The organism is Nitratireductor soli (assembly GCF_001050155.1).
Taxonomy (GTDB): domain Bacteria; phylum Pseudomonadota; class Alphaproteobacteria; order Rhizobiales; family Rhizobiaceae; genus Nitratireductor; species Nitratireductor soli.
Genome location: NZ_LFVY01000001.1, coordinates 24538 through 45839, shown reverse-complemented (window position 1 = coordinate 45839; position 21302 = coordinate 24538). Strand labels below are relative to the sequence as shown.

Here is a 21302-nt window from a genome sequence, read left to right as displayed (position 1 = left end):
ACTCGATACTAAATGGAGGACATCATGGAAACCATGCTCATTCGCGCCCTTGCATTATCGCTGCTCTCGACGCTTGCCGTCCCGACGCCGCTCCAGGCGCATGAGATCGAAAGCCCCGCCAATGCGGCGGTCGAACCCGCCTTCGACATTCGCCGCGCCGGCGCCACCGCCGACGAACGCCTCGTCACATTCACCATGGAGATGGAAGGTGAGGCCGGCAGCGTCAAACCCGAAGCCACGGGCGCGCTGCCCGGTGCCTGGGTCCATGCCTATGTCTGGCCGACGAGCCTCGACCCGGCCATCGTGGGCTTTGCCGAAAAATCCGGCATCCTGGCGCTCGCCGTCACCGCCCACCCCGATTTCGACGACACGCCGTTGTTCGATGAAAACGGCGACGGCGACCCGACCAATGACGGCGCCGGCTGGCATTCGCACTGGGTCGTCCTGGAAAAGGCGACGGCCTGCGGCGCCGGCTACAAGGTGCGCGACGTGTCGCCGGGCGTCGACGTCCTGCCGGCCACCGCGCCGATGCTGCCGCTGGCGCTTGACAGTCCCGGCATGTCGCCGCGCCTCGATGGCAAGGCGGTGCGCATCACCGTTCCCCTGCGCGATGGCACCGATGCCGCCTTCGACGCGGTAACCGCCACGCTGCAGGTGCACCCGGAGGGCCAGACGCCGTTGCTGTGCGTGACCGGCGTCCATGACATCGCTTCGGGCGACCTGTCGCTGCCCGGCCGGGTGACGAAGCAGTAGCTAGAGCAATTCCAGGAAAAGTGGGAACCGGTTTTCCGTCCGGAATTGCGCAAGAACAAAGAGATAGAGCATTTCCGTGACTCGGGGGAAATGGAAATGCTCTAGTCGCCTTCCTGCGGCGGCTTGAGTTCCAGCGAGAACTCCAGCCGCCGTATCAGCGCCAGCACGAGCGCGCCGAGAACGCAGGCGAGCCCCGCGATCAGCCACAGGCCGAGGCCGGCGGCCAGGCCGGTCGCCGCCGCCAGCCACATGCCCGCGCCCGTCGTCAGGCCACGCACGGCCCCGCGCTTGAAGATGATGAAACCGGCAGCCAGGAAGGCCACGCCCGCCGTGATCGCCTCGACCAGACGGAGCGGATCGGCGCGCACATGCTCGTCGTTGAAGATCGGCATGGCGACGATTTCCAGCGTGATCACTGCAAACACCGCCGAGGCGAGGCACACCAGCATGTGGGTGCGCAACCCGGCGGGCCGGTCCGCCAGCTCACGCTCGAAGCCGAGAATCCCGCCGAGCACGGCAGCCACCAGGAGACGCGCCGCGATGACCTGCCACGGCAGGCTGGTTGCCGGCGTGAATTCGGCGATCAAGGCGTCCATGGCTGACAAATGCCAAAAGCGATGGGAAGTTCCCTGGTGGTGCGATCCTGACCCTGGGCGGGATGAGGAAAAGCAAGAACCGGTTTTCCGTCCTGAATTGCGCAAGGATAAGGAGATAGAGCATTTCCGTGACTCGGGGGAAATGGAAATGCCCTAGCGGCGCGCCTGGCTGTTGCGCATTCGCCTTTCAAGCGCCCGCAGGGCCAGTGACAGGCCGACTGTCAGGAGCAGGTAGACATAGGCGACGATCGAATAGGTCTCGAAGAAGCGAAACGACCCGGATGCGTAGATCTTGCCCATCTGCGTGATGTCGGCGACGCCCAGTACCGAAACCAGCGACGAATCCTTGACCATGGCTATGAAATCATTGCCGAGCGGCGGCAGGATGGTGCGTATCGCCTGCGGCAGGACGATCAGGCGAAAGCGCTGGAAGCGGGTCAGGCCGAGCGCCTTGGCCGCCTCCACCTGGCCAGAATCGACCGCCTGGATGCCGGCGCGAAACACTTCGGCGATGAAGGCCGAATAGCCGATGGTCAGCGCGATGATCGCCCGCCACAAGAGCGAGATATCGCGCACCCGCAATTCACCGAGCACGCCCGCCTCCTGCAGCGGCATCGTCAGCGCGTTCCAGCCGCTGACGACGAGCGGCACGCCGGCAAAAGCGATCCAGAACAGGAGCACCAGCACCGGCACGCCACGAATGATCTCGACATAGAACCGCGCTGTCTGACGCAGCGCCAGCGAACCGGAAAGGCTCATCAGCGCGATGCCGAGGCCAAGCGCGGTGGCAAGGGCAAAGCCCACCACCGTCACGAACACGGTGACGCCGATGCCTTTGGAGATGACACTGAAAACCTGCGCATGGAGCCCGCTGGAAGCGATCAGCACGGCGACGCCGGCGGCAAGCCCCCCGGCGACGACCAGCCACCAGGGAAAATCATCTTTCTTCGACTTGCCGGAAGCGTTGATGGCCATCGTCTTCAGCCGGACGCCCGATGGGCATGCGGGCAATCGCCGGGCACGCTCTACTCACCCAGCGTGTAGTCGAGGAACCATTTCTTGTTCAGGGCATCTATCGTGCCGTCCGCCTTCATCGCGGCGATGGCCGCGTTGACCGGCACGACGAGGTCGGAGCCCTTGGCGAAGATGAAGCCGAAATCCTCCGAGCCGAGCGGTTCGCCGACGAGTTTCAGCGCGCCCTCCGACGCATCCACATAGCCCTTGCCGCCGGTGCTGTCGGTCAGCACCATATCGACGTCGCCGGCGCGCAGCGCCTGCACCGAGGCGCCGAACGTCTCGAACAGCTTGATGCGCGCATTGGCCTCATCGCCGTCCAGCACCTCATACACCGCCGTGTAGAAGGGCGACGTGCCCGGCTGTGCGCCGATCAGGCTGTCTTCCAGCGCGGCGAAGCTTTCGGCGTCATCGAAGCGGTCCTCATCGCCGCGCACCAGCATGAACATTTCCGAACGCAGATAGGGCTCGGAGAAATCCACCTTCTCCTTGCGGTCGTCGCGAATGGTGATGCCGGTCATGCCTATATCGTACTGCCCGTCCGAAACCGACTGGATCATCGCGTCCCAACTGGTGTTCTGGAAGGTCAACGACACATTGAGACGCTTGGCGATCTCGTTCATCGCGTCATATTCCCAGCCGATCTGCTCGCCCGACGAAGGATCGACGAATTGCAGCGGCGGATAGGCATTCTCCGTCACCACGATCACCTCGCGGCCGCCGAGATCGGGCAAATCCTGCGCCGTGGCGGCGGACAGGGCGGAAAACGTGAAACCGGCCGCAAACAACGACGCGGCCAAAAGAGATATGCGCAACGTCATGGTCAATCTCCCTGTGACAAGGCCGAACGTTCGGCCGGGCGATGGGCCATTCTTAAATCAGCAATCGGGCGGACGAAAGAGCGCCACCGCCCGATCGTCACCCTTGAAGCACGGCATCCAGAACAAAAAAAGCGCGCCGAAGCGCGCTTTTCACAACCATCGGTGCGAGACCGAAGCCTACTCGGCGCTGGTCTCGGCGGCCGCGGCCTCCTGGGCCTTGGCGGCGTCCTCGGCGGCCTTCTCGGCGGCCAGCGCCTGGGCGGCGGCGACCTTCTCGGCCTCGACGCGGACCTTCTCCTCGGCCAGCGCCTGGCGCTCGGCGTCGTTCAGGCGGCGGGCGCGGGCGCCCGTATTCTCGGTGATGCGGGCCGACTTGCCGCGGCGATCACGCAGATAGTAGAGCTTGGCGCGGCGCACACGGCCGCGGCGGACCACTTCGACGCCCTCGACGAGCGGCGAGTAGACCGGGAAGACACGCTCGACGCCTTCGCCATAGGAGATCTTGCGAACCGTGAAGTTCTCCTGGAAGCCGGAGCCGGCGCGGGCGATGCAGACGCCTTCATAGGCCTGCACGCGGGTACGCGTGCCTTCGGTGACGCGCACCAGGACGCGCAGCGTATCGCCGGGCTGAAATGCGGGAAGCTTGCGCTGGGCTTCGATCTTCTCGGCCTGCTCGGCCTCGAGCTGACGGATGATGTCCATCTCACTGTCCTCTTGTTCTTCTCGAACCGTCAGAGCGCTCATCCCAGGGGCAGTTCTGAAAACCGCCTGAAGAGTGCCCTCCCAGAGGAGGAACAGGAGCGAGTTCACGCGTTCATTGATTTGAGTCTGTCGGCATGAGCCGTTGCGTGCGCGGCACATACACGAGATCGGAATGGGAATCAACAGCCGGTTGACAGCCATGGCGCCTCTCGCAACGGCGGCGCACGCATGATTCCCCTCATTGACGCTACCGGACAAGCGCGGCAGTTTCGGTTTCCCGCGGGTGCTCCGCAGCCGTCCCGAAGCACCGATCGAGAACAGAGGAAGCATCCTTTCATGACACCCATCACCCAGGCCAGGGACTGGCTCACCGATCCGGACCGCTTTCACGGCGAATGGCAGGGCGGGCCGCAAGGCGCGAACATCTGCGTCATCGTCAACGAAATCGAGACGGTCGGCGGCGGGCCGCGCCTGCACCGGCATCCCTATGCCGAGACCTTCGTCATCCGCCGTGGCCACGGCCTTTTCATTGTCGGCGACGAGCGGATCGAAGCCGGCGCCGGCGCCATCCTGGTCGTTCCGGCCGATACGCCGCACCGGTTCGAGAATCTCGGTCCCGGCATGCTCGCCACGATAGACATCCACGAGAACGGCACGTTCATCACCGAATGGCTCGAATAAGGTAAGCGGGCGCCTGGCGCATTTTGCAGTCAGGTGGAAGCACCTGACGTCCGCGCAAATGCGGAAAACAACGCGCTAGACCGGTTTGTCGCCGCGATAGGCTGCCCACAGGTCAGGCCGGCGCTCCCGCGTCAGCCGCTCCGCCTCGGCGCGCCGCCAGGCGGCGATCTTCGCGTGGTTGCCGGACAGAAGCACCTCCGGGATCGGCCGTTCCTCGAAGAGCTGCGGGCGCGTGTATTGCGGATGCTCCAGAAGACCGCCCTCGAAACTTTCCTCCTCGCCCGATTGCTCATTGCCCATGACGCCCGGCAGAAGCCGGATCACCGCATCGAGCAGCACCAGCGCCGCCGGCTCGCCGCCCGACAGGACGTAATCGCCGATCGACACCTCCTCCAGCGCCCGCGCCTCGATCAGGCGTTGATCGACGCCCTCGAAGCGCCCGCACAGGATCACCGCGCCGGGACCCGTCGCCAATTGCCGCACGCGCCCCTGGTCGAGCGGTCGGCCGCGCGGGCTCATGAGCAGTTTCGGACGCGCATCCTGCGGCCCTGCCACATGGTCGAGCGCGCGCGCCAGGACGTCGGCACGCATCACCATGCCGGCGCCGCCGCCTGCCGGCGTGTCGTCGACATTGCGATGCTTGCTGGTGGCGAAGTCGCGGATCTGCACCGCCTCCAGCGACCACAGCCCAGCCTCGCGCGCCTTGCCGGCCAGCGAGAGGTCGAGCGGGCCGGGAAACATCTCCGGATAGAGGCTGAGCACCGTGGCGCGGAAACTCAATTCCCATCTCCCGAGGGAGCTTCGCCGTCCGGATCCCCATCGGCTTCCTCGTCAAGCAACCCCGCCGCCGCCCTGTCGAACCGCGCCAGCTTCGCCGCGAGATCGACCGACGTCACCGCCGCGCGGGTAAACGGCACCAGCGCCGAGCCCCCGTCGACCAGGGTTATTTCCAGGATATCGCCGGCGCCGAAATTGTGCAGCGCGCCGATCGTGCCCAGGCTGGCGCCCGTTTCGTCCACGGCCGCCAGCCCGATCAGATCGGCATGGTAATACTCTTCCTCGTCCAATTCCGCCGGCAGCGCCGCGCGATCGACGAACAGCGCCGTGCCGTTCAAGGCTTCGGCGGCGTTGCGGTCGGTCACCTCGGCAAACCGCGCCACGACGACATTCTTCACCGGCCGGAGCCGCCGCACGGTGAAGACGCGCCCGTCGCGCGCCTTCAGTGGTCCGTAATCGCCGAGCGCCATGGGATCGCTGGTGAAAGCCTTGACGCGAACCTCGCCGTGCAGCCCCTGCGCAGCGCCGATCACGGCAAGCTGGATGAGTGTGTCATTCCTGGTTGGTTTGCTCATAGGCCTGGTTTGCCGCTTCTGGCGTACGGGAAACCCGGCTTATGCGCTATTCTGCGGCCTGCCGGCAAGCTTTCCCGACAACACCTCGATGCGCTCGGCCATCTCCAGGAGCACGCCGGTCAGCGCGGAATCGTTCTTGTCCGCCTTGTTCAGCGCGTCGTCGCGGGTCTTGCGCAGGGTGGCGATCTCGCCTTCCATGCCCTGCATGCGCTTCTGCAGTTCGGCCAGCTCGTCCATCACCATGATGCCGGCCATGACGCTCAGCCGGTGATCGCCGATCTCGCCGAACGAGCCTTTCAAATGCATCACATAGCGATCGAACCGCTGGGCAAGGTCGATGAGGTGTTCTTCCTGCCCCTCGTCGCAGGCCATCCGGTAGGATTTGCCGTCTATGGTGACCGTTACCTGTGCCATCGCAACATCCTATCGATCCAAAACGGCGCGGATCGTCTCCATGGCCGTGACCAAGCGCCGCGACACCTCGCGGTTTACATCCTCGAGCCGCTCGGCGCGCGCCTCGGACTTGTCGATCTCTTGTGCAAGGCGAGCGCGGTCGGCGTTCATCCGCTGCAGTTCAGCGTCGGAATCGACGAAGTCCTGCTCGTGCTCCAGCCGCGCATCGACCGCGTCCTCGAGCGACGTCAGGGCCTTGCCCAAACGCCCGATCACCTCCTTGAGCGTCGTTTCACCACTCATGGCCGCCAACCCCAGTCCTGCGATTCCGGGCACCGTCCATCCGGCACGCCGCGCGTGGGATAACGATCCGCAATCGATGTGACACAGGCAATCTTGCTTACTTTCATGCAGCCCTTCCGCTGGCGCACGGTGGTCCCGTCGGCAGGGCCGGCAGACCGCCCCATCAGGCCGTGCTCGCGAATCGCGGGCCTTACTAACACCTTACCGCAAAAAGATTAGGCGCCGGGTGAACCTCCCGTCAACAAAGCGCGTCGGCTAATCCCCCAAAATGCTGCGACAGCTCTGACATGAAGCGTGCGGGTGCGCCGTCTCCCGCCTCCGGGCGACTTGTCCACCGACGCCGCCTCTTTGTTGACTTCAAGGCCGCAACTGCTATGTGTCGCCTGCTTTTCAAGGGGCCGGGACTGTCAAACCAGTCCTTCATCAACTGCCTGCAGCGGACCAGCGAGCAATCATGATCTCACGCGACAAACACGACCGGATGGCAAACGCGATCCGCTTTCTTTCCATGGACGCCGTGGAGAAGGCCAATTCGGGCCACCCCGGCCTGCCGATGGGCGCGGCCGACATCGCCACCGTGCTGTTCACCCGTTTCATGACGCACGATCCGAAGAACCCGCATTGGCCCGACCGCGACCGTTTCGTCCTGTCGGCCGGCCACGGATCGATGCTGCTCTATTCGCTGCTCTACCTCCTCGGCTACGAGGACATCGCGATCGACGAGATCCGCAATTTCCGCCAGCTCGGCTCGCGCACCGCCGGCCACCCGGAATTCGGCCACGCCGCCGGCATCGAGACGACCACCGGTCCGCTCGGCCAGGGCCTGGCCAATTCGGTCGGCATGGCGCTCGCCGAACGCATCCTCAACGCCCGCTTCGGCGACGATCTGGTCGACCACTACACCTATGTGCTGGCCGGCGACGGCTGCCTGATGGAGGGCATCAGCCAGGAAGCGCTGACGCTGGCCGGTCATCTCAAGCTCAACAAGCTGATCGTCCTGTTCGACGACAACCAGATTTCCATCGACGGCTCGACCGCGCTGACCGATTCCACCGATCAGTGCGCCCGTTTCGCCGCTTCCGGCTGGAACACGATGCGCGCCGACGGCCATGATCCGGACGCCATCGCCGCGGCGATCACGGCAGCCCGCGAATCCAGCAAGCCGACCCTGATCGCCTTCCGCACCACCATCGGTTTTGGCGCACCGACCAAGTCCGGCACCGCCAAGGTGCACGGCTCGCCGCTCGGCGCCGAGGAAATTGCCGGCGCGCGCAAGGCGCTCGGCTGGGACGCGGCCCCCTTCGTCGTCCCCTCCGACATTCTCGACGACTGGCGGCTGGCCGGTCTCCGCTCGACCAAGGAGCGCAAGGCCTGGGAACAGCGCCTCGCCGGCGCCGAGGCCGAAATGCGCGGCGAGTTCGAGCGCCGCATGCGCGGCGACCTGCCGGAGAATTTCGACACGGTGATCGCCGAGTACAAGGAAAAGCTCTCCGCCGAGCCGCCCAAGGTGGCGACGCGCAAATCCTCCGAAATGGCGCTCGAAGTCATCAATGCCTGCCTGCCGGAGACCATCGGCGGTTCCGCCGACCTGACCGGCTCCAACAACACCAAGACCAGCCAGACCGGACCGATCTCGGCCAAGGATTATTCCGGCCGCTACGTGCATTACGGCATTCGCGAGCACGCCATGGCGGCGGCAATGAACGGCATGACGCTGCATGGCGGCATCATCCCCTATGGCGGCACCTTCCTCACCTTCTCCGATTACGCGCGCCCGGCCATGCGGCTTGCCTCGCTGATGCAGATCCGCTCGATCTTCGTCATGACGCATGATTCCATCGGCCTGGGCGAGGACGGTCCGACACACCAGCCGGTCGAGCATCTGGCCGCCCTGCGCGCCATCCCCAACCACAATGTCTTTCGCCCGGCCGACGCGGTCGAGACTGCCGAATGCTGGCAGGTGGCGATCGCTTCGCGCGAGACGCCGTCGACGCTCGCCCTGTCGCGGCAAAACCTCGCACCCGTGCGCATCGCCTATGAGGAGGACAATCTCTGCGCCCGTGGCGCTTATGAGCTCGCCCCTTGCGAGGACGATGCCGAAGTGACGCTGTTCGCCACCGGCTCGGAAGTGGAAATCGCCATGGCCGCCAAGGCGCTGCTCGACAAGGCCGGCCATCCGGCGCGTGTCGTCTCGGTACCCTGCTTCGAGCTGTTCGCTGCCCAGAGCGACGATTATCGCGCCGCCGTCATAGGCAACGCGCCGGTCAGGATCGCCATCGAGGCCGGCATCCGCCAGGGCTGGGACGCGATCATCGGCTCGGATGGCGTGTTCATCGGCATGACCGGCTTCGGCGCCAGCGCCCCGGCGCCGGCGCTCTACCAGCATTTCGGCATCACGGCGGAAGCCGCGGCGAGCGCAGCGCAGAAGCGCCTCGCACAGCGCGGTTGAGCCCACAAGCACGTCCTCGCCCGTTCCTGGACCAGCATTTGCTGGTCCCCATATCTGGATTCTTGAGGCTGGCGCCGCTATGAAGCGGCGTCCTTTCCCGTGCGCGCGCACGGCCACCCACTCCGCGGAGGAAATTCATGACCGTCAAAATAGCCATCAACGGATTTGGCCGCATCGGCCGCAACATCGTCCGCGCCATCTATGAATCGGGCCGCAAGGACATCGATGTCGTGGCCATCAACGATCTCGGCCCGGTCGAGACCAACGCCCATCTCCTGCGCTACGACAGCGTGCATGGCCGCTTTCCTTCCGAGGTGAAGGTCGAGGGCGACACGATCAACATCGGCACAGACTCGTTCAAGGTCTTCGCCGAGCGCGATCCGGCCAAGCTGCCCTGGGGCGAATTGGGCGTCGACATCGTCATGGAATGCACCGGCATCTTCACCTCCAAGGAAAAGGCCTCGCTGCATCTGGAAGCGGGCGCCAAGCGCGTGCTGGTCTCGGCGCCCGCCACGGGCGCCGACCTGACGGTCGTCTACGGCGTCAACCACGAGAAGATCGCCAGGGAGCACCTGATCGTCTCCAACGCGTCGTGCACCACCAACTGCCTGGCGCCGGTCGCCATGGTGCTGAACGACGCCTTCGGCATCGAAAAAGGCTTCATGACGACGATCCACGCCTATACGGGCGACCAGCCGACGCTCGACACGATGCACAAGGACCTCTACCGCGCCCGCGCCGCCGCCATGTCGATGATCCCCACTTCGACGGGTGCGGCCAAGGCCGTCGGCCTCGTGCTTCCCGAACTCAACGGCAAGCTCGACGGCGTGTCGATCCGAGTGCCCACGCCGAACGTCTCGGTCATCGACTTCAAGTTCGTGCCGAAGCGCAAGGTCACGGTCGAGGAAGTCAACAACGCGCTGGTGGCGGCCGCCGACGGCAAGCTGAAGAACATCCTTGCCTACACCGATGAGCCGCTGGTTTCGATCGACCTCAACCACAACCCGGCCTCCTCCACCTTCGCGCTCGACCAGACCAAGGTCATCGAGGGCGACCTAGTGCGCGTCATGTCCTGGTACGACAATGAGTGGGGCTTCTCGAACCGCATGTCCGACACGGCGGTGGCCTTCGGCAAGACGATCTGATCCCACCTCAACCGACCTGAACGACGCCCGGCCGTCCCGCCGGGCGTTTTTCTTTGTGCATCGCCCTTGCATCTCACTTCCGCCGCATCTTTTATAAAAGAGAACAGCGGCTTGCGGCACGACAACGACAGAGAGGCGGATGGATCAGGGCATTTATCTCATTACGCTGGTGGGTACGGCCCTTGTGCTGTTTGCCGCGTTCTCGAGCCTGGTTGCCTTCCGCTTCGGCGCACCCCTGCTTCTGATCTTCCTCGGCATCGGCCTGGCCGCCGGCACGGACGGGCTGGGGCTCGATTTCGACAATGCGGCGCTCGCCTATTTCATCGGCTCGCTGGCGCTGGCGGTCATCCTGTTCGATTCAGGCTTCGGCACCTCGTTCGCCTCGTTTCGCCAGGCCGCCGCGCCCGCCCTGGTGCTGGCGACGATCGGCGTCGTCCTGACCGCCGGCCTGGTCGGCGTCGCCACCTACTACGTTACCGATTTCAGCTGGCTCGAAGCCTTCCTGCTCGGCGCCACCGTCGCCTCCACCGATGCGGCGGCGGTGTTCTTCCTGCTGCGTGTCGGCAACATCTCGGTGCGTGAGCGCGTCCGCTCGACGCTTGAGGTGGAATCGGGCTCGAACGACCCGATCGCCATCTTCCTCACCCTGTCGCTGGTCAGCCTGATCGGCAGCGGCGAAGTGCTCCAGGCCAATGCGCTTGCCGCTGATATCGCGCTGGGCTTCCTGCAGCAGATGGGCATCGGCCTCGTCGCCGGCGTGGTCGGCGGCTATGCCATCGTCCGCCTGGTCATGCGCCTGAAGCTTGAACAGGGCCTGCTGCCGATCTTCGTGCTGGCGCTGTCGCTGCTGGTCTTCGCGCTGGCCGGCGCCTTGGGCGGCTCCGGCTTCCTCGCGGTCTATGTGGCGGGCCTGCTGGCCGGCAGCGCCCGGCTGCGCTCGACCGCCCTTTTGAAACGCTTCCAGGACGGCGTGACCTGGCTGGCCCAGATCATCATGTTCCTGGTGCTCGGCCTGTTTGCCACGCCGTCGCAATTCGCCGCGATCATCCTGCCGGCACTGTTCATCGGCCTGTTCCTGATCTTCGTCGCGCGCCCGCTGGCGGTCATGCTGTGCCTGCTGCCATTCCGCTTCGCGCGCGCCGAGAACGCCTTCATCTCCTGGGTCGGCCTGCGTGGTGCGGTGTCGATCCTGCTCGCCATCACACCGCTGATCGACGGGCTGGAGAACGGCCGTCCCCTGTTCAACATCGTCTTCATCATTGTGCTGGTGTCGCTGATCGTCCAGGGCTGGAGCGTCGGGCCGCTCGCCCGCCGCCTGGCCCTGACCGTGCCGCCGCGCATGGGACCGCTGAACAAGGTGGAGCTCGAACTGCCAGGCTCCGCCCGCCATGAATTGCTCGCCTACCGCGTCGTCGCCGGCAGCCCGGTCGAGCGCGGCCAGCGCATTCCACGCTGGGCGAAACCCTCGCTGGTGGTGCGCGACGGGCGCTCGATGACCTATCAGTATGCCGGCCGGCTGGCCGCCGGCGACCACGTCTACATCTTCGTGCCGGACCGCTATCCGCGCCTGCTCGACCGCCTGTTTGCCAGTCCGGTCGAGATGGATCCGGAGGACGCCGAATTCTTCGGCGCCTTCGCCGTCGACCCGGAACGGCCCGCCTCCGACATCGAGGCGGCCTACGCGCCCGGCCTGACCGAGGACGAGCAGAAGCTGACGATTGCCGAATTGGTGCGCGAACGCCTGGGCGGACGCGCCGAGTACGGCGACCGCGCCCCGCTGGGGACCATCGAGCTGATCGTCCGCGACGTCGATGAGGCCGGGGCGATCACGGCGATCGGCCTGTCGCTGGAACCGCCGGCGACCATCGTCCGCGTGCCGATCTTCCTCAGCCCGCGCGACCTGCTGCGCCGGCTTTTCACCCTCGGCCGCGGCGGAAAGGGCTGAGTTCGCCTCATGCCTTGCGTCCAGCGCGGCGCACTGTATGGTCGCCAACGATTTTTACCCTATGGAGGCAGCGGCGGGACATGCCCGACTTCAAGACCCCAGGCTTCAAGACCCTTGACGATCTCAACGACATCGCCGGCAAGCGGGTGCTCGTCCGCGTCGATCTGAACGTGCCCGTGCAGGACGGCGAGGTCAGCGACATGACGCGCATCGAGCGCATCGCGCCAACCCTGACCGAACTCTCCGACAAGGGCGCCAAGGTCATCCTGCTCGCCCATTTCGGCCGCCCCAAGGGCAAGCCCGACCCGGCCGCCTCGCTCCAGCCGATCGCCTTCGCCGCCGAGACGGCGCTCGACCGTCGCGTCCACTTCGCTGCCGACTGCATCGGCGATGTGGCGGCACAAGCCGTCACCGAGATGGCCGACGGCGATATCCTGCTTCTGGAAAACACGCGCTTCCATGCCGGCGAGGAAGCGAACGACCCGGACTTCGCCAGGGCGCTGGCGGCCAATGGCGACATCTACGTCAACGACGCCTTCTCCGCCGCTCATCGGGCGCATGCCTCCACCGAGGGGCTGGCCCATCTCCTGCCGGCCTATGCCGGCCGCACCATGCAGGCCGAGCTGCAAGCGCTTGAGAAAGGCCTCGGCGCGCCGGCCCGCCCGGTGCTGGCCATTGTCGGCGGCGCCAAGGTGTCGACCAAGATCGACCTGTTGATGAACCTGGTCAAGAAGGTCGAGGCGCTGGTCATCGGCGGCGGCATGGCCAACACCTTCCTCGCCGCGCGCGGCACCGAGGTCGGCAAGTCGCTGTGCGAGCACGATCTGGCGCCCACCGCCAAGCAGATCATGATCGAGGCCGCGGAAAGCGGCTGCGCGATCATCCTGCCGGTTGACGCCGTGGTGGCACGCGAATTCAAGGCAGGCACCGAGAGCGAAATCGTGGCGATTGAAGCGGTGCCGGCCGACGCCATGATCCTCGATGTCGGTCCGAAGAGCATCGAGAAGATCAACGAATGGCTCGACCGCGCCGACACCGTGGTCTGGAACGGGCCCCTCGGCGCCTTCGAGATCGCGCCTTTCGACGCGGCGACGGTGGCCGCGGCGAGACACGCCGCCGCCCGCACCGCCGAGGGGCTGCTGGTCTCGGTCGCCGGCGGCGGCGACACGGTGGCGGCGCTCAACCACGCCGGCGTCGCCGAAGACTTCTCCTATGTCTCGACCGCCGGCGGTGCTTTTCTCGAATGGATGGAAGGCAAAACCCTGCCTGGTGTCCAGGCGCTTGCGACAGCCCGTTAAGCAAAGTGTGAACAGGCCGTCACTTCAATCGATTAGGACTTCGCCGCCGACATTCCGTTTAACTGCGCCATCTGCTATGCGCCCCGTCAGGAACAGACAGGAGACCTGAAATGAGCGAACGGCTTGAGGACATTGCAGCCGCAATGGTGACCCCCGGACAGGGGATTCTGGCGGCGGACGAAAGCTCCGGCACCATCAAGAAGCGCTTCGACACGATCGGCCTGGAATCGACGGCGGACAGCCGCCGCGACTATCGCGAGATGATGTTCCGCGCCGAGGACGCGATGAAGAACTGCATCTCCGGCGTCATCCTCTATGACGAGACGCTGCGCCAGAAGGCCGCCGACGGCACGCCGCTGGCCGAGATCATCAAGGCGGCGGGCGCCGTGCCGGGCATCAAGGTCGATGCCGGCGCCAAGCCGATGGCCGGCTTCGATGGCGAGACCATCACCGAGGGTCTCGACGGGCTGCGCGAACGGCTGGCCGAGTATCACGGCCTGGGCGCGCGTTTCGCCAAATGGCGCGGTGTCATCTCCATCTCGAAGGACCTGCCGAGCTGGGGCGCCGTCAAGCAGAACGCCCAGGCGCTGGCCCGCTACGCCGCGCTCTGCCAGGAAGCCGGCATCGTGCCGATCGTCGAGCCGGAAGTGCTGATGGACGGCCAGCCGGGCGATCACACGATCGACCGTTGCTACGAGGTGACGAACTGGGTTCTGAAGACCGTGTTCGACGAGCTTTACGACGCCCGTGTCTCGCTGGAAGGCATGATCCTCAAGCCGAACATGATCATCGACGGCAAGAACGCCCGCAAGGCTTCGCGCGAGGAAGTGGCCGAGAAGACGGTGCGCTGCCTGAAGGCCACCGTGCCGGCCGCCGTGCCGGGCATCGCCTTCCTCTCCGGCGGCCAGTCGGATGAAGAGGCGACGGCGCATCTGTCGATCATGAACGCCAATTTCGACCTGCCCTGGGCGCTGACCTTCTCCTATGGCCGCGCCCTGCAGGCAGCCGCGCTGAAAACCTGGGGCGGCAAGAAGGACAACGTCGCCGCCGCGCAACGCGCTTTCACGCACCGCGCCCGGATGAACAGCCTGGCCGCCACCGGCGAGTGGAAAAAAGAACTCGAAGCCGCCTGATCGGCCAGTGTCTCAAACTTCAACGGCCCGTGAGCGATGCTTGCGGGCCGTTTTCCTATGCTCTGTTCGCCGCGCGGGCGCCGGCCAGTCTCACGGCCTCACACCCCCGCCGCCCGAGCCCGGGCACGCGGCTTGACGCGGCAGTTCAAAGTCCATCGCCTGCCAATCCAGCAGGATCCACGGACCTGACCAAGGTCAGGGTGCCGCTTGCGCCTGGGTGGCGGGAGGCGGCACGTTGACCCAGGAGTTTCCGGATGCCACGAAACAGGTTCGTTTCAGGCGGTCCGTCACGATCAAGGTCCAGCTCCCGCTGGACGACGTGTACAGCTCCATCACGGCCCGGTCGTCGATCAGGCCGAAGCCGGCCTGCCGCTCCTGGAACTGGCTTTCCAGCCAGAAGACGATTTCCGGCCGTGGCCCGCATGCCCTAACCTGCGCCTGCGCGCTTGCCGCACCGGCGACACCGATCACCGCCGCGCCGAGTATCGCAGCGGCATTTCTGATGATCTTCTTCATAAACATCGCACATCTCCTTCGCCGTTCCGTCCCGGCGAGGAAGAAGTGGATTCAGCTCCGCAGCGCCGGAACGGGACAGGCCGGTTCCGACGTCATCATCGCGTCGCTCCTTTCTTGAATTCCGGTCTGTTTGCGGGCGGTCGTGGCGCCTGCCACTCCGCCTGATTCACAAATGATGATGGAATGCCGAAAGCACCAGATATGATCACCGAAGAGTGATCAGATACCATATAAGCCTCCCGGGCGCGTTTTAGCGCTTCAAGAAATTTCGAAACGGCCTGTCAACAGCGCTTGCAGGTCGTTTTCCCATGCTCGATCCGCCGCGCGGGCGCCTGCCGACCTCAAGGCCTCACACGCCGCCGCGCAGCAGAATGGTCAGCGACACGGCGCCGAGCGCCACCAGCGCCAGTTTCCAGAAATCGCTGCGCTTCCGGAGCCCGGGCAGGCCGAGCGGCTTGATGAGGTGCACGACCATCATCGCCAGGATGAGCAGCAGCAGGATTTTCGTCATGAGCGGAGCCAATACGAGAACGGTGCCTCCTTGTGCCTGCTCGCCCTGCCTCCTGTCAAAGCACCCGCCTCCACCGCAAGTCTGATTTACCTCGCCGCGCCTGTTCCGCTATCAATGGGTCGACACGGGCACGAACCGCAGGAGGAGGCGGAATGGCGTCACGCTACCGCGAGGTCTATCGGAGCTGGCAGAACGATCCGCACGCCTTCTGGGCCGAAGCGGCGACGGAGATCGACTGGTTCAGCCCCTGGGACCGGGTGTTCGATGCCGGTGCCGGCATCTATGGCCGCTGGTTTCCAGGCGCCACCTGCAACACCTGTTTCAATGCGGTGGACAGGCATGCCGAGGGCGGGCGGAAGGACCAGCCGGCCCTCATCTACGACAGCCCGATCACCGGACGAAAGCGGACTTACACCTATGGCGCGCTGAAGGCCGAAGTGTCGGCGCTCGCCGCCGTTCTCCAGGATCTCGGCGTCGGCAGGGGCGACCGCGTCGTCATCTACATGCCGATGGTGCCGGAAGCCGTGTTCGCCATGCTCGCCTGCGCGCGCATCGGCGCGGTGCATTCGGTCGTCTTCGGCGGCTTCGCCGCGCGCGAACTGGCCGCCCGCATAGACGATGCGGCTCCCAAGGCCGTCATCTCCGCCTCCTGCGGCCTGGAGCCCGGCCGCATCGTCGCCTACAAGCCGCTGCTCGACGAGGCGATCCGCCTGTCGGCCGCCAAACCGCAAAACTGTTTGATCCTGCAGCGCGAGGAACAGGGCTGCGATCTGGTCGAGGGGCGCGATCATGACTACGCCGCCCTGGTCGCCGCCGCCCGGCAGGAGGGGCGCGACGTGCCCTGCGTGCCGGTGCTGGCCACCGATCCGCTCTATATCCTCTACACCTCCGGCACGACCGGCAGGCCGAAGGGCGTGGTGCGCGACAATGGCGGCCACATGGTGCGGCTCAAATGGTCGATGTTCAACGAGTTCGGCATACGGCCGGGCGAGACCTTCTGGGCCGCCTCCGATGTCGGCTGGGTGGTCGGCCATTCCTACATCGTCTACGCGCCGCTCCTGCATGGCTGTACGACGGTTCTGTTCGAGGGCAAGCCGGTGGGCACGCCCGATGCCGGGACATTCTGGCGCGTCATCGCCGAGCATCGGGTTACGGCGCTGTTCACCGCGCCGACCGCCTTTCGCGCCATCCGCACGGCCGATCCCGAGGCCGCGCTTCTGCCACAGCATGATTTGTCGCGCTTCCGCACGCTGTTCCTCGCCGGCGAGCGCGCCGACCCGGACACGGTGAAATGGGCCGAGCGCACGCTGGGCGTGCCGGTGATCGACCATTGGTGGCAGACCGAGACCGGCGCGCCGATCAGCCAGAACCCGGTCGGGCTGGGCATGCTGCCGGTCAAATACGGTTCGCCCGGCCTGCCGATGCCCGGCTACGACGTGCAGGTGCTGGACGATGCCGGCCACGCCGTCGCGGCGGGCAAGCTCGGCAATGTGGTGGTCAGGCTGCCGCTGGCGCCGGGCTCCCTGCCGACCCTTTGGAACGACGACAAGCGCTTCGAGGAAGCCTATCTCCATGAGTTTCCGGGCTATTACAAGACCGCCGATGCCGGCCTGATCGACGCGGACGGCTATCTGTTCATCATGTCGCGCACGGACGACATCATCAACGTCGCCGGCCATCGGCTGTCGACCGGCGGCATGGAGGAGGTGGTGGCCGAGCACCCGGCCGTCGCCGAATGCGCCGTGATCGGCATCGCCGATGCGCTGAAGGGCCAGGTGCCGTGCGGTTTCGTCGTCCTTAACGGCAAGGCCGCCGACATCGCCACCATCGAGAAGGAGCTGATCGCCATGGTGCGCGAACGCATCGGCCCGGTCGCCGCCTTCAAGCGCGTCGTGCCGGTCAAGCGCCTGCCGAAAACGCGCTCCGGCAAGATCCTGCGCGCCACCATGCAGAAGATCGCCGACCACGAGGAATGGACCATGCCGGCGACCATCGACGATCCACTGATCCTGGATGAGATCGCCGAAGCGCTGGAAAAGCCGAAGGACTGAGCTCGTCCCATGACAAACACGCAGGGCAATCGGGTGTAGGAAAAAGCCCTTTTTGCTGCTCGGCGCGATCTGTGGAAACCATTTTCGTGAAGCGAAAATGGCAAGGCCGACTGGCCGTCGCGCCTTTTGGCGCGTGAAGCCAAGGTCGCGGATGCGACCGCCGGCGTTTGAGGCAGCAATAAAAGTAAGGGCAATCGGGTTCACCCGATTGCCCTGGACAAACACGCCCCTTCGCTTGACCTTCAACGCCCGCCGTCGCAGGGTCCAGCCGGTTTCGGCATGAGGACAAGACCATGGCACTGGACGGAAAGACAGCCATCGTGACAGGGGCGGCCGGCGGCATCGGCTACGCCATCGCCGAGCGCTTCCTGCGCCAGGGCGTCAGGGTCATGACCGCCGACATCGACGCGGAGAAGGGCCTGCGCGCGCTGCCCGATCTGCAGAAGCTGGGCGACGTCCGTTTCGTCAAGGCCGACATCGGCAAACGGCTCGACGTGCACAATCTGCTCGCCGAGACCATCGACGCCTTCGGTGATGTCGACATCCTCGTCAACAACGCCGGCATCGTCCACGCCGCCGGCTTTCTCGATCTGCGCGAGGAAGATTTCGACCAGGTTCTGGAGACGAACCTGAAGGGCACGTTTCTCGCCAGCCAGGCGGTCGCCCGCTACATGGTCGAGAAGGTGGAGAAAGGCGAGGCGGCCGGCACGATCATCAACATGTCCTCGGTCAACGCCATCCTGGCGATCCCCGAACAGCTCGCCTACACCGTATCGAAGGGCGGAGTCAGCCAGTTGACCCGCGTCATGGCGCTGGCGCTGGCGCCCTACGGCATCCGGGTCAACGCCATCGGGCCCGGCTCGATCATGACCGACATGCTGACCAGTGTGAACACGGACCAGGCCTCGCGCGCCCGTCTCCTGTCGCGCACGCCGCTCGGGCGCATCGGCGAGCCGTCGGAGATCGCCTCCATCGCCGCCTTCCTTGCCTCCGACGATGCGAGCTATGTGACGGGCCAGACCATCTATGCCGATGGCGGGCGCCTGCCCCTCAACTACACGGTCGAGCCGAAGCCGGAAACCACCTGACAACACGCTGTCAGCACGGCCCGAGGATACTCCTCCTGACACGATCAGGAGGCGAATCGACATGACCACCAAGCATAAATACGTCCTAGTGTCCTGCCCCAGCCAAACCGATAGGTTTGGACTGGGACAAGCAGGCCACTAAATTATTGATTCTAGGGCAACTTTGCTTCAGTTGAAATGAATGCGAAGCCTTCATTTCAACTGAAGCGTTGCACTAGTGGTGCGATCCTGACAGATGGTACCCATCTGTCAGGACAAATCGCCCCACCAGACCACAATAGCTTGTGGGCTGACTTTTCCAAACAGATGGGTACCATCTGTTTGGGTCAGACCACTAGCAGCGTTCCAGCGCTGGCTCCAGTACAAGCGGAAGCAGCGCAGGCACACCATCACCGTCTGCACCCTGAACGAACTGCCGCTTGCCCTGCAGCGCGATATCGGTTGGCATCCGGCACGACCCGACTTCCATTGAACCCGAACTGCGACCACGGCTCACGCATGCCGGCAGCCATCTGGCCGGCTAAAGCATCGCTTAGCGCGCGCGCCATCGCTCCTGACAGGATGCTGTCAGGAGCCATGTGTCACTGTAAGGGCATCAAATGGAGGGTTTTGACATGTCTGATTTTCTACCGCTGAATGCCGTCGTCTGGGCTGAGATCCCGGTGACCGACATGGATCGCGCGCGCGCCTTCTATGCAGCCGTCGTGCAGAACGAGTTGCAGCTTGAGGAAGATGGCCCGAACCCGTTTGCCGTGTTTGCCGCCCGTGAGCCGAAAAGCGCCATCGCCGGCCACATCTATCCCGGCAAGCCGGCGCCCCGAGGCACCGGCCCGACGGTCCATCTTTCCGTTGCCGAACCGCTGGAAGACGCCATGCAGCGCGTCACCGACAATGGCGGCGAATTGGTCTCTCCCATAATCACTATTCCTGCCGGCCGTTTCGTGTATTGTCTCGACCCCGATGGAAACAGCTTCGGAATATTTGCGTGAGGAAAGTAATTCATGCGCCGCGCTGACCGACTTTTTCAGATTGTCCAGCATTTGCGTGGTGGACGCCTTGTGACCGCGCGCCTGTTGAGCGAGCGTCTCGAAGTATCCGAGCGCACGATCTATCGCGACATTGCCGACCTGCAGTCGACCGGCGTGCCCATCGACGGCGAGGCCGGTGTCGGCTACCTGATGCGCGAAGGCTTCGAGCTGCCGCCGCTGATGTTCACCCGCGACGAGATCGTCGCGTTGGTGGCTGGCGGACGCATGGTCCGCGCCTTTGGCGGCGCGGCCATGGCGCGGGCGGCCGAGGAGGCGCTGATCAAGATCGGCACCGTCCTGCCCGAGCCGGAGCGCGACCGCATCGCCCGCACCGAGATCCATTCGCCGCGCTGGGTTGTCAGCGACATGGACCGGCAAACGATCGACGCGCTTGAGCGTGCCGTCGAGGCGCGCGACGTGCTGCGTCTCGACTATCGCGACGAGGGCGGCCGCGGCTCGGAACGCGATGTCCGGCCGCTTGGCCTATGGTTCTGGGGCAAGGTCTGGACGCTGGTCGCCTGGTGCGAGTTGCGCGGTGATTTCCGCACCTTCCGCATCGACCGCATCGCGACCATCACCGCGGTGGGGCGCACCTTCCGCCCCGAGCGCGGCAAGCAGCTCGCCGATTTCTACCGCCGCATGGAAATGCACGAGGCGATGATCGGCAAGGCTTACGCGAGCTGATTCGGACGAAGGCGAGCTATTCCTCGTCTTCGTCCTCATCCTTCGATCTCAGCGACGACAGCTTGGCGAAGACGGCGTCGGCATCGAGTTCCCTGTCTTCCGGAGCCGTCTCAGGACCGTCAGCACTGTCCAGTGACAGGCCTTCGGTCTGCGCGGCGGGCAACAGCGTGTCGCCGGCCGGCGCCGCCGGCGCATAGCGCGCGGCGCGCTGCACTTCGAGGTCGAGATCGATCTGCGAGCACAGGCCGAGCGTCACCGGGTCCATCGGCACCAGGTTGGCCGAGTTCCAATGGCTGCGGTCGCGGATCTGCTCGATGGTCGACTTGGTCGTGCCGACCAGGCGCGAAATCTGCGCGTCCTTCAGCTCGGGATGGTTGCGCACCAGCCACAGAATGGCGTTCGGCCGGTCCTGGCGCTTCGACAGCGGCGTGTAGCGTGGTCCCTTGCGCTTGGTCTCCGGCACCCGCACCTTCGGTTCCGACAATTTCAGCTTGTGGTTCGGATTGCCCTCGCCGCGGGCGATCTCCTCGCGCGTCAGCTGGCCGGTCATCACCGGGTCCATGCCCTTGATGCCCTGCGCCGCGTCGCCATCGGCGATGGCGCCCACTTCGAGCGGATGAAGCCTGCAGAATTCGGCGATTTGCTCGAAGGTCAGCGCCGTATTGTCGACCAGCCACACAGCGGTGGCCTTGGGCATGAGAAGCGTGTTGGCCATAGATATGAATCCTCTTCCTTCGCCCGCGTCCCTAGCGCGGGCGGTGGTCATTGCCACCGATGTTGGGAATATGGGCGCTTTATAGACTCAAACCGACCCGCGACGCAACAAAATGCGCGGGCCC

Annotated in this window: 22 protein-coding genes; 11 read left to right on the top strand and 11 right to left on the bottom strand. The window is 65.2% G+C overall.

All coding sequences use genetic code 11. The features are described from left to right. Positions 1-24: 24 nt before the first annotated feature. Positions 25-753, top strand: a complete 729-nt coding sequence (locus AB843_RS00240) for a hypothetical protein (RefSeq protein WP_048645156.1) — start codon at positions 25-27, stop codon at positions 751-753. Between the two features lie 101 nt (positions 754-854). Here AB843_RS00240 and AB843_RS00235 read toward each other — a convergent pair whose 3' ends face one another. The 4 genes from AB843_RS00235 to rplS all read right to left on the bottom strand — a co-directional run bounded on the left by AB843_RS00235 (position 855) and on the right by rplS (position 3886). Then, a complete protein-coding gene (locus AB843_RS00235) occupies positions 855-1349 on the bottom strand; it encodes an MgtC/SapB family protein (protein WP_048644786.1) in 495 nt (164 codons plus the stop codon). 153 nt (positions 1350-1502) lie between these two features. Then, positions 1503-2324 (bottom strand): amino acid ABC transporter permease, encoded by an 822-nt coding sequence (locus AB843_RS00230; protein ID WP_048644785.1) that lies wholly within the window; start codon positions 2322-2324, stop codon positions 1503-1505. A gap of 50 nt (positions 2325-2374) precedes the next feature. After that, a complete protein-coding gene (locus tag AB843_RS00225; RefSeq protein ID WP_048644784.1) occupies positions 2375-3184 on the bottom strand; it encodes a transporter substrate-binding domain-containing protein in 810 nt (269 codons plus the stop codon). Positions 3185-3361: 177 nt separating this feature from the next. Further along, positions 3362-3886, bottom strand: coding sequence for a 50S ribosomal protein L19 (rplS, locus tag AB843_RS00220; RefSeq protein WP_048644783.1), 525 nt, complete (start codon positions 3884-3886; stop codon positions 3362-3364). 336 nt (positions 3887-4222) lie between these two features. On the opposite strand from rplS, the gene AB843_RS00215 reads away from it, so the two are divergent. Then, complete coding sequence (locus AB843_RS00215) at positions 4223-4567, top strand: cupin domain-containing protein (RefSeq protein WP_048644782.1); 345 nt, start codon at positions 4223-4225, stop codon at positions 4565-4567. Positions 4568-4642: 75 nt separating this feature from the next. Here the strand turns inward: AB843_RS00215 and trmD are convergent, their stop codons facing one another. From trmD to AB843_RS00195, 4 genes are read right to left on the bottom strand one after another with little or no spacing between them, the layout of a single operon-like run. Beyond that, on the bottom strand, positions 4643-5347 hold the full coding sequence (gene trmD / locus AB843_RS00210; RefSeq protein WP_048644781.1) for a tRNA (guanosine(37)-N1)-methyltransferase TrmD: 705 nt from the start codon (positions 5345-5347) through the stop codon (positions 4643-4645). After that, a complete protein-coding gene (gene rimM, locus AB843_RS00205; RefSeq protein WP_048644780.1) occupies positions 5344-5919 on the bottom strand; it encodes a ribosome maturation factor RimM in 576 nt (191 codons plus the stop codon). The genes trmD and rimM overlap by 4 nt, the downstream gene beginning before the upstream one ends. 39 nt (positions 5920-5958) lie before the next feature. Beyond that, entirely contained in the window at positions 5959-6333 is a 375-nt protein-coding gene (locus AB843_RS00200) for a cell division protein ZapA (RefSeq protein ID WP_048644779.1), read from the bottom strand. A gap of 9 nt (positions 6334-6342) precedes the next feature. After that, entirely contained in the window at positions 6343-6615 is a 273-nt protein-coding gene (locus AB843_RS00195; protein ID WP_048644778.1) for a DUF4164 domain-containing protein, read from the bottom strand. 454 nt (positions 6616-7069) lie between these two features. On the opposite strand from AB843_RS00195, the gene tkt reads away from it, so the two are divergent. From tkt to AB843_RS00170, 5 genes are all read left to right on the top strand, one after another. Then, positions 7070-9064, top strand: coding sequence for a transketolase (gene tkt / locus AB843_RS00190; RefSeq protein WP_048644777.1), 1995 nt, complete (start codon positions 7070-7072; stop codon positions 9062-9064). A gap of 137 nt (positions 9065-9201) precedes the next feature. Next, positions 9202-10209, top strand: coding sequence for a type I glyceraldehyde-3-phosphate dehydrogenase (gene gap / locus AB843_RS00185; RefSeq protein ID WP_048644776.1), 1008 nt, complete (start codon positions 9202-9204; stop codon positions 10207-10209). 139 nt (positions 10210-10348) lie between these two features. Beyond that, positions 10349-12154 (top strand): potassium/proton antiporter, encoded by a 1806-nt coding sequence (locus tag AB843_RS00180; RefSeq protein WP_048644775.1) that lies wholly within the window; start codon positions 10349-10351, stop codon positions 12152-12154. Between the two features lie 80 nt (positions 12155-12234). Beyond that, positions 12235-13452: a phosphoglycerate kinase gene (locus tag AB843_RS00175; protein ID WP_048644774.1), complete on the top strand. Its 1218-nt coding sequence runs from the start codon at positions 12235-12237 to the stop codon at positions 13450-13452. Positions 13453-13562: 110 nt separating this feature from the next. Continuing rightward, the gene (locus tag AB843_RS00170) at positions 13563-14585 is read left to right on the top strand and encodes a class I fructose-bisphosphate aldolase (RefSeq protein ID WP_048644773.1); all 1023 of its coding nucleotides are present in this window, start codon (positions 13563-13565) and stop codon (positions 14583-14585) included. Between the two features lie 195 nt (positions 14586-14780). On the opposite strand, the gene AB843_RS00165 is transcribed toward AB843_RS00170, so the two are convergent. Next, complete coding sequence (locus AB843_RS00165; RefSeq protein WP_157384394.1) at positions 14781-15101, bottom strand: hypothetical protein; 321 nt, start codon at positions 15099-15101, stop codon at positions 14781-14783. A gap of 349 nt (positions 15102-15450) precedes the next feature. Continuing rightward, on the bottom strand, positions 15451-15612 hold the full coding sequence (locus AB843_RS25880) for a hypothetical protein (protein WP_087587005.1): 162 nt from the start codon (positions 15610-15612) through the stop codon (positions 15451-15453). Between the two features lie 152 nt (positions 15613-15764). Between AB843_RS25880 and AB843_RS00160 the strand changes: the two genes are divergently transcribed. From AB843_RS00160 to AB843_RS00145, 4 genes are all read left to right on the top strand, one after another. Continuing rightward, on the top strand, positions 15765-17663 hold the full coding sequence (locus AB843_RS00160) for a propionyl-CoA synthetase (protein ID WP_048644771.1): 1899 nt from the start codon (positions 15765-15767) through the stop codon (positions 17661-17663). 293 nt (positions 17664-17956) lie between these two features. Beyond that, the gene (locus tag AB843_RS00155) at positions 17957-18751 is read left to right on the top strand and encodes an SDR family NAD(P)-dependent oxidoreductase (protein ID WP_048644770.1); all 795 of its coding nucleotides are present in this window, start codon (positions 17957-17959) and stop codon (positions 18749-18751) included. Between the two features lie 614 nt (positions 18752-19365). Next, the gene (locus AB843_RS00150; RefSeq protein ID WP_048645155.1) at positions 19366-19740 is read left to right on the top strand and encodes a VOC family protein; all 375 of its coding nucleotides are present in this window, start codon (positions 19366-19368) and stop codon (positions 19738-19740) included. Between the two features lie 12 nt (positions 19741-19752). After that, on the top strand, positions 19753-20463 hold the full coding sequence (locus AB843_RS00145) for a helix-turn-helix transcriptional regulator (RefSeq protein WP_048644769.1): 711 nt from the start codon (positions 19753-19755) through the stop codon (positions 20461-20463). 16 nt (positions 20464-20479) lie between these two features. Here AB843_RS00145 and AB843_RS00140 read toward each other — a convergent pair whose 3' ends face one another. Continuing rightward, entirely contained in the window at positions 20480-21178 is a 699-nt protein-coding gene (locus tag AB843_RS00140; protein WP_048644768.1) for a DUF1013 domain-containing protein, read from the bottom strand. Positions 21179-21302 lie beyond the last annotated feature (124 nt).

What these genes read in the sequence shown, in the direction of transcription:
- AB843_RS00240 (WP_048645156.1), top strand. Translation starts at nt 25, where the DNA reads ATGGAAACCATGCTCATTCGCGCCCTTGCATTATCGCTGCTCTCGACG.
- AB843_RS00235 (WP_048644786.1), bottom strand. Translation starts at nt 1,349, where the DNA reads ATGGACGCCTTGATCGCCGAATTCACGCCGGCAACCAGCCTGCCGTGG.
- AB843_RS00230 (WP_048644785.1), bottom strand. Translation starts at nt 2,324, where the DNA reads ATGGCCATCAACGCTTCCGGCAAGTCGAAGAAAGATGATTTTCCCTGG.
- AB843_RS00225 (WP_048644784.1), bottom strand. Translation starts at nt 3,184, where the DNA reads ATGACGTTGCGCATATCTCTTTTGGCCGCGTCGTTGTTTGCGGCCGGT.
- rplS (WP_048644783.1), bottom strand. Translation starts at nt 3,886, where the DNA reads ATGGACATCATCCGTCAGCTCGAGGCCGAGCAGGCCGAGAAGATCGAA.
- AB843_RS00215 (WP_048644782.1), top strand. Translation starts at nt 4,223, where the DNA reads ATGACACCCATCACCCAGGCCAGGGACTGGCTCACCGATCCGGACCGC.
- rimM (WP_048644780.1), bottom strand. Translation starts at nt 5,919, where the DNA reads ATGAGCAAACCAACCAGGAATGACACACTCATCCAGCTTGCCGTGATC.
- AB843_RS00200 (WP_048644779.1), bottom strand. Translation starts at nt 6,333, where the DNA reads ATGGCACAGGTAACGGTCACCATAGACGGCAAATCCTACCGGATGGCC.
- AB843_RS00195 (WP_048644778.1), bottom strand. Translation starts at nt 6,615, where the DNA reads ATGAGTGGTGAAACGACGCTCAAGGAGGTGATCGGGCGTTTGGGCAAG.
- tkt (WP_048644777.1), top strand. Translation starts at nt 7,070, where the DNA reads ATGATCTCACGCGACAAACACGACCGGATGGCAAACGCGATCCGCTTT.
- gap (WP_048644776.1), top strand. Translation starts at nt 9,202, where the DNA reads ATGACCGTCAAAATAGCCATCAACGGATTTGGCCGCATCGGCCGCAAC.
- AB843_RS00180 (WP_048644775.1), top strand. Translation starts at nt 10,349, where the DNA reads ATGGATCAGGGCATTTATCTCATTACGCTGGTGGGTACGGCCCTTGTG.
- AB843_RS00175 (WP_048644774.1), top strand. Translation starts at nt 12,235, where the DNA reads ATGCCCGACTTCAAGACCCCAGGCTTCAAGACCCTTGACGATCTCAAC.
- AB843_RS00170 (WP_048644773.1), top strand. Translation starts at nt 13,563, where the DNA reads ATGAGCGAACGGCTTGAGGACATTGCAGCCGCAATGGTGACCCCCGGA.
- AB843_RS00165 (WP_157384394.1), bottom strand. Translation starts at nt 15,101, where the DNA reads ATGAAGAAGATCATCAGAAATGCCGCTGCGATACTCGGCGCGGCGGTG.
- AB843_RS25880 (WP_087587005.1), bottom strand. Translation starts at nt 15,612, where the DNA reads ATGACGAAAATCCTGCTGCTGCTCATCCTGGCGATGATGGTCGTGCAC.
- AB843_RS00160 (WP_048644771.1), top strand. Translation starts at nt 15,765, where the DNA reads ATGGCGTCACGCTACCGCGAGGTCTATCGGAGCTGGCAGAACGATCCG.
- AB843_RS00155 (WP_048644770.1), top strand. Translation starts at nt 17,957, where the DNA reads ATGGCACTGGACGGAAAGACAGCCATCGTGACAGGGGCGGCCGGCGGC.
- AB843_RS00150 (WP_048645155.1), top strand. Translation starts at nt 19,366, where the DNA reads ATGTCTGATTTTCTACCGCTGAATGCCGTCGTCTGGGCTGAGATCCCG.
- AB843_RS00145 (WP_048644769.1), top strand. Translation starts at nt 19,753, where the DNA reads ATGCGCCGCGCTGACCGACTTTTTCAGATTGTCCAGCATTTGCGTGGT.
- AB843_RS00140 (WP_048644768.1), bottom strand. Translation starts at nt 21,178, where the DNA reads ATGGCCAACACGCTTCTCATGCCCAAGGCCACCGCTGTGTGGCTGGTC.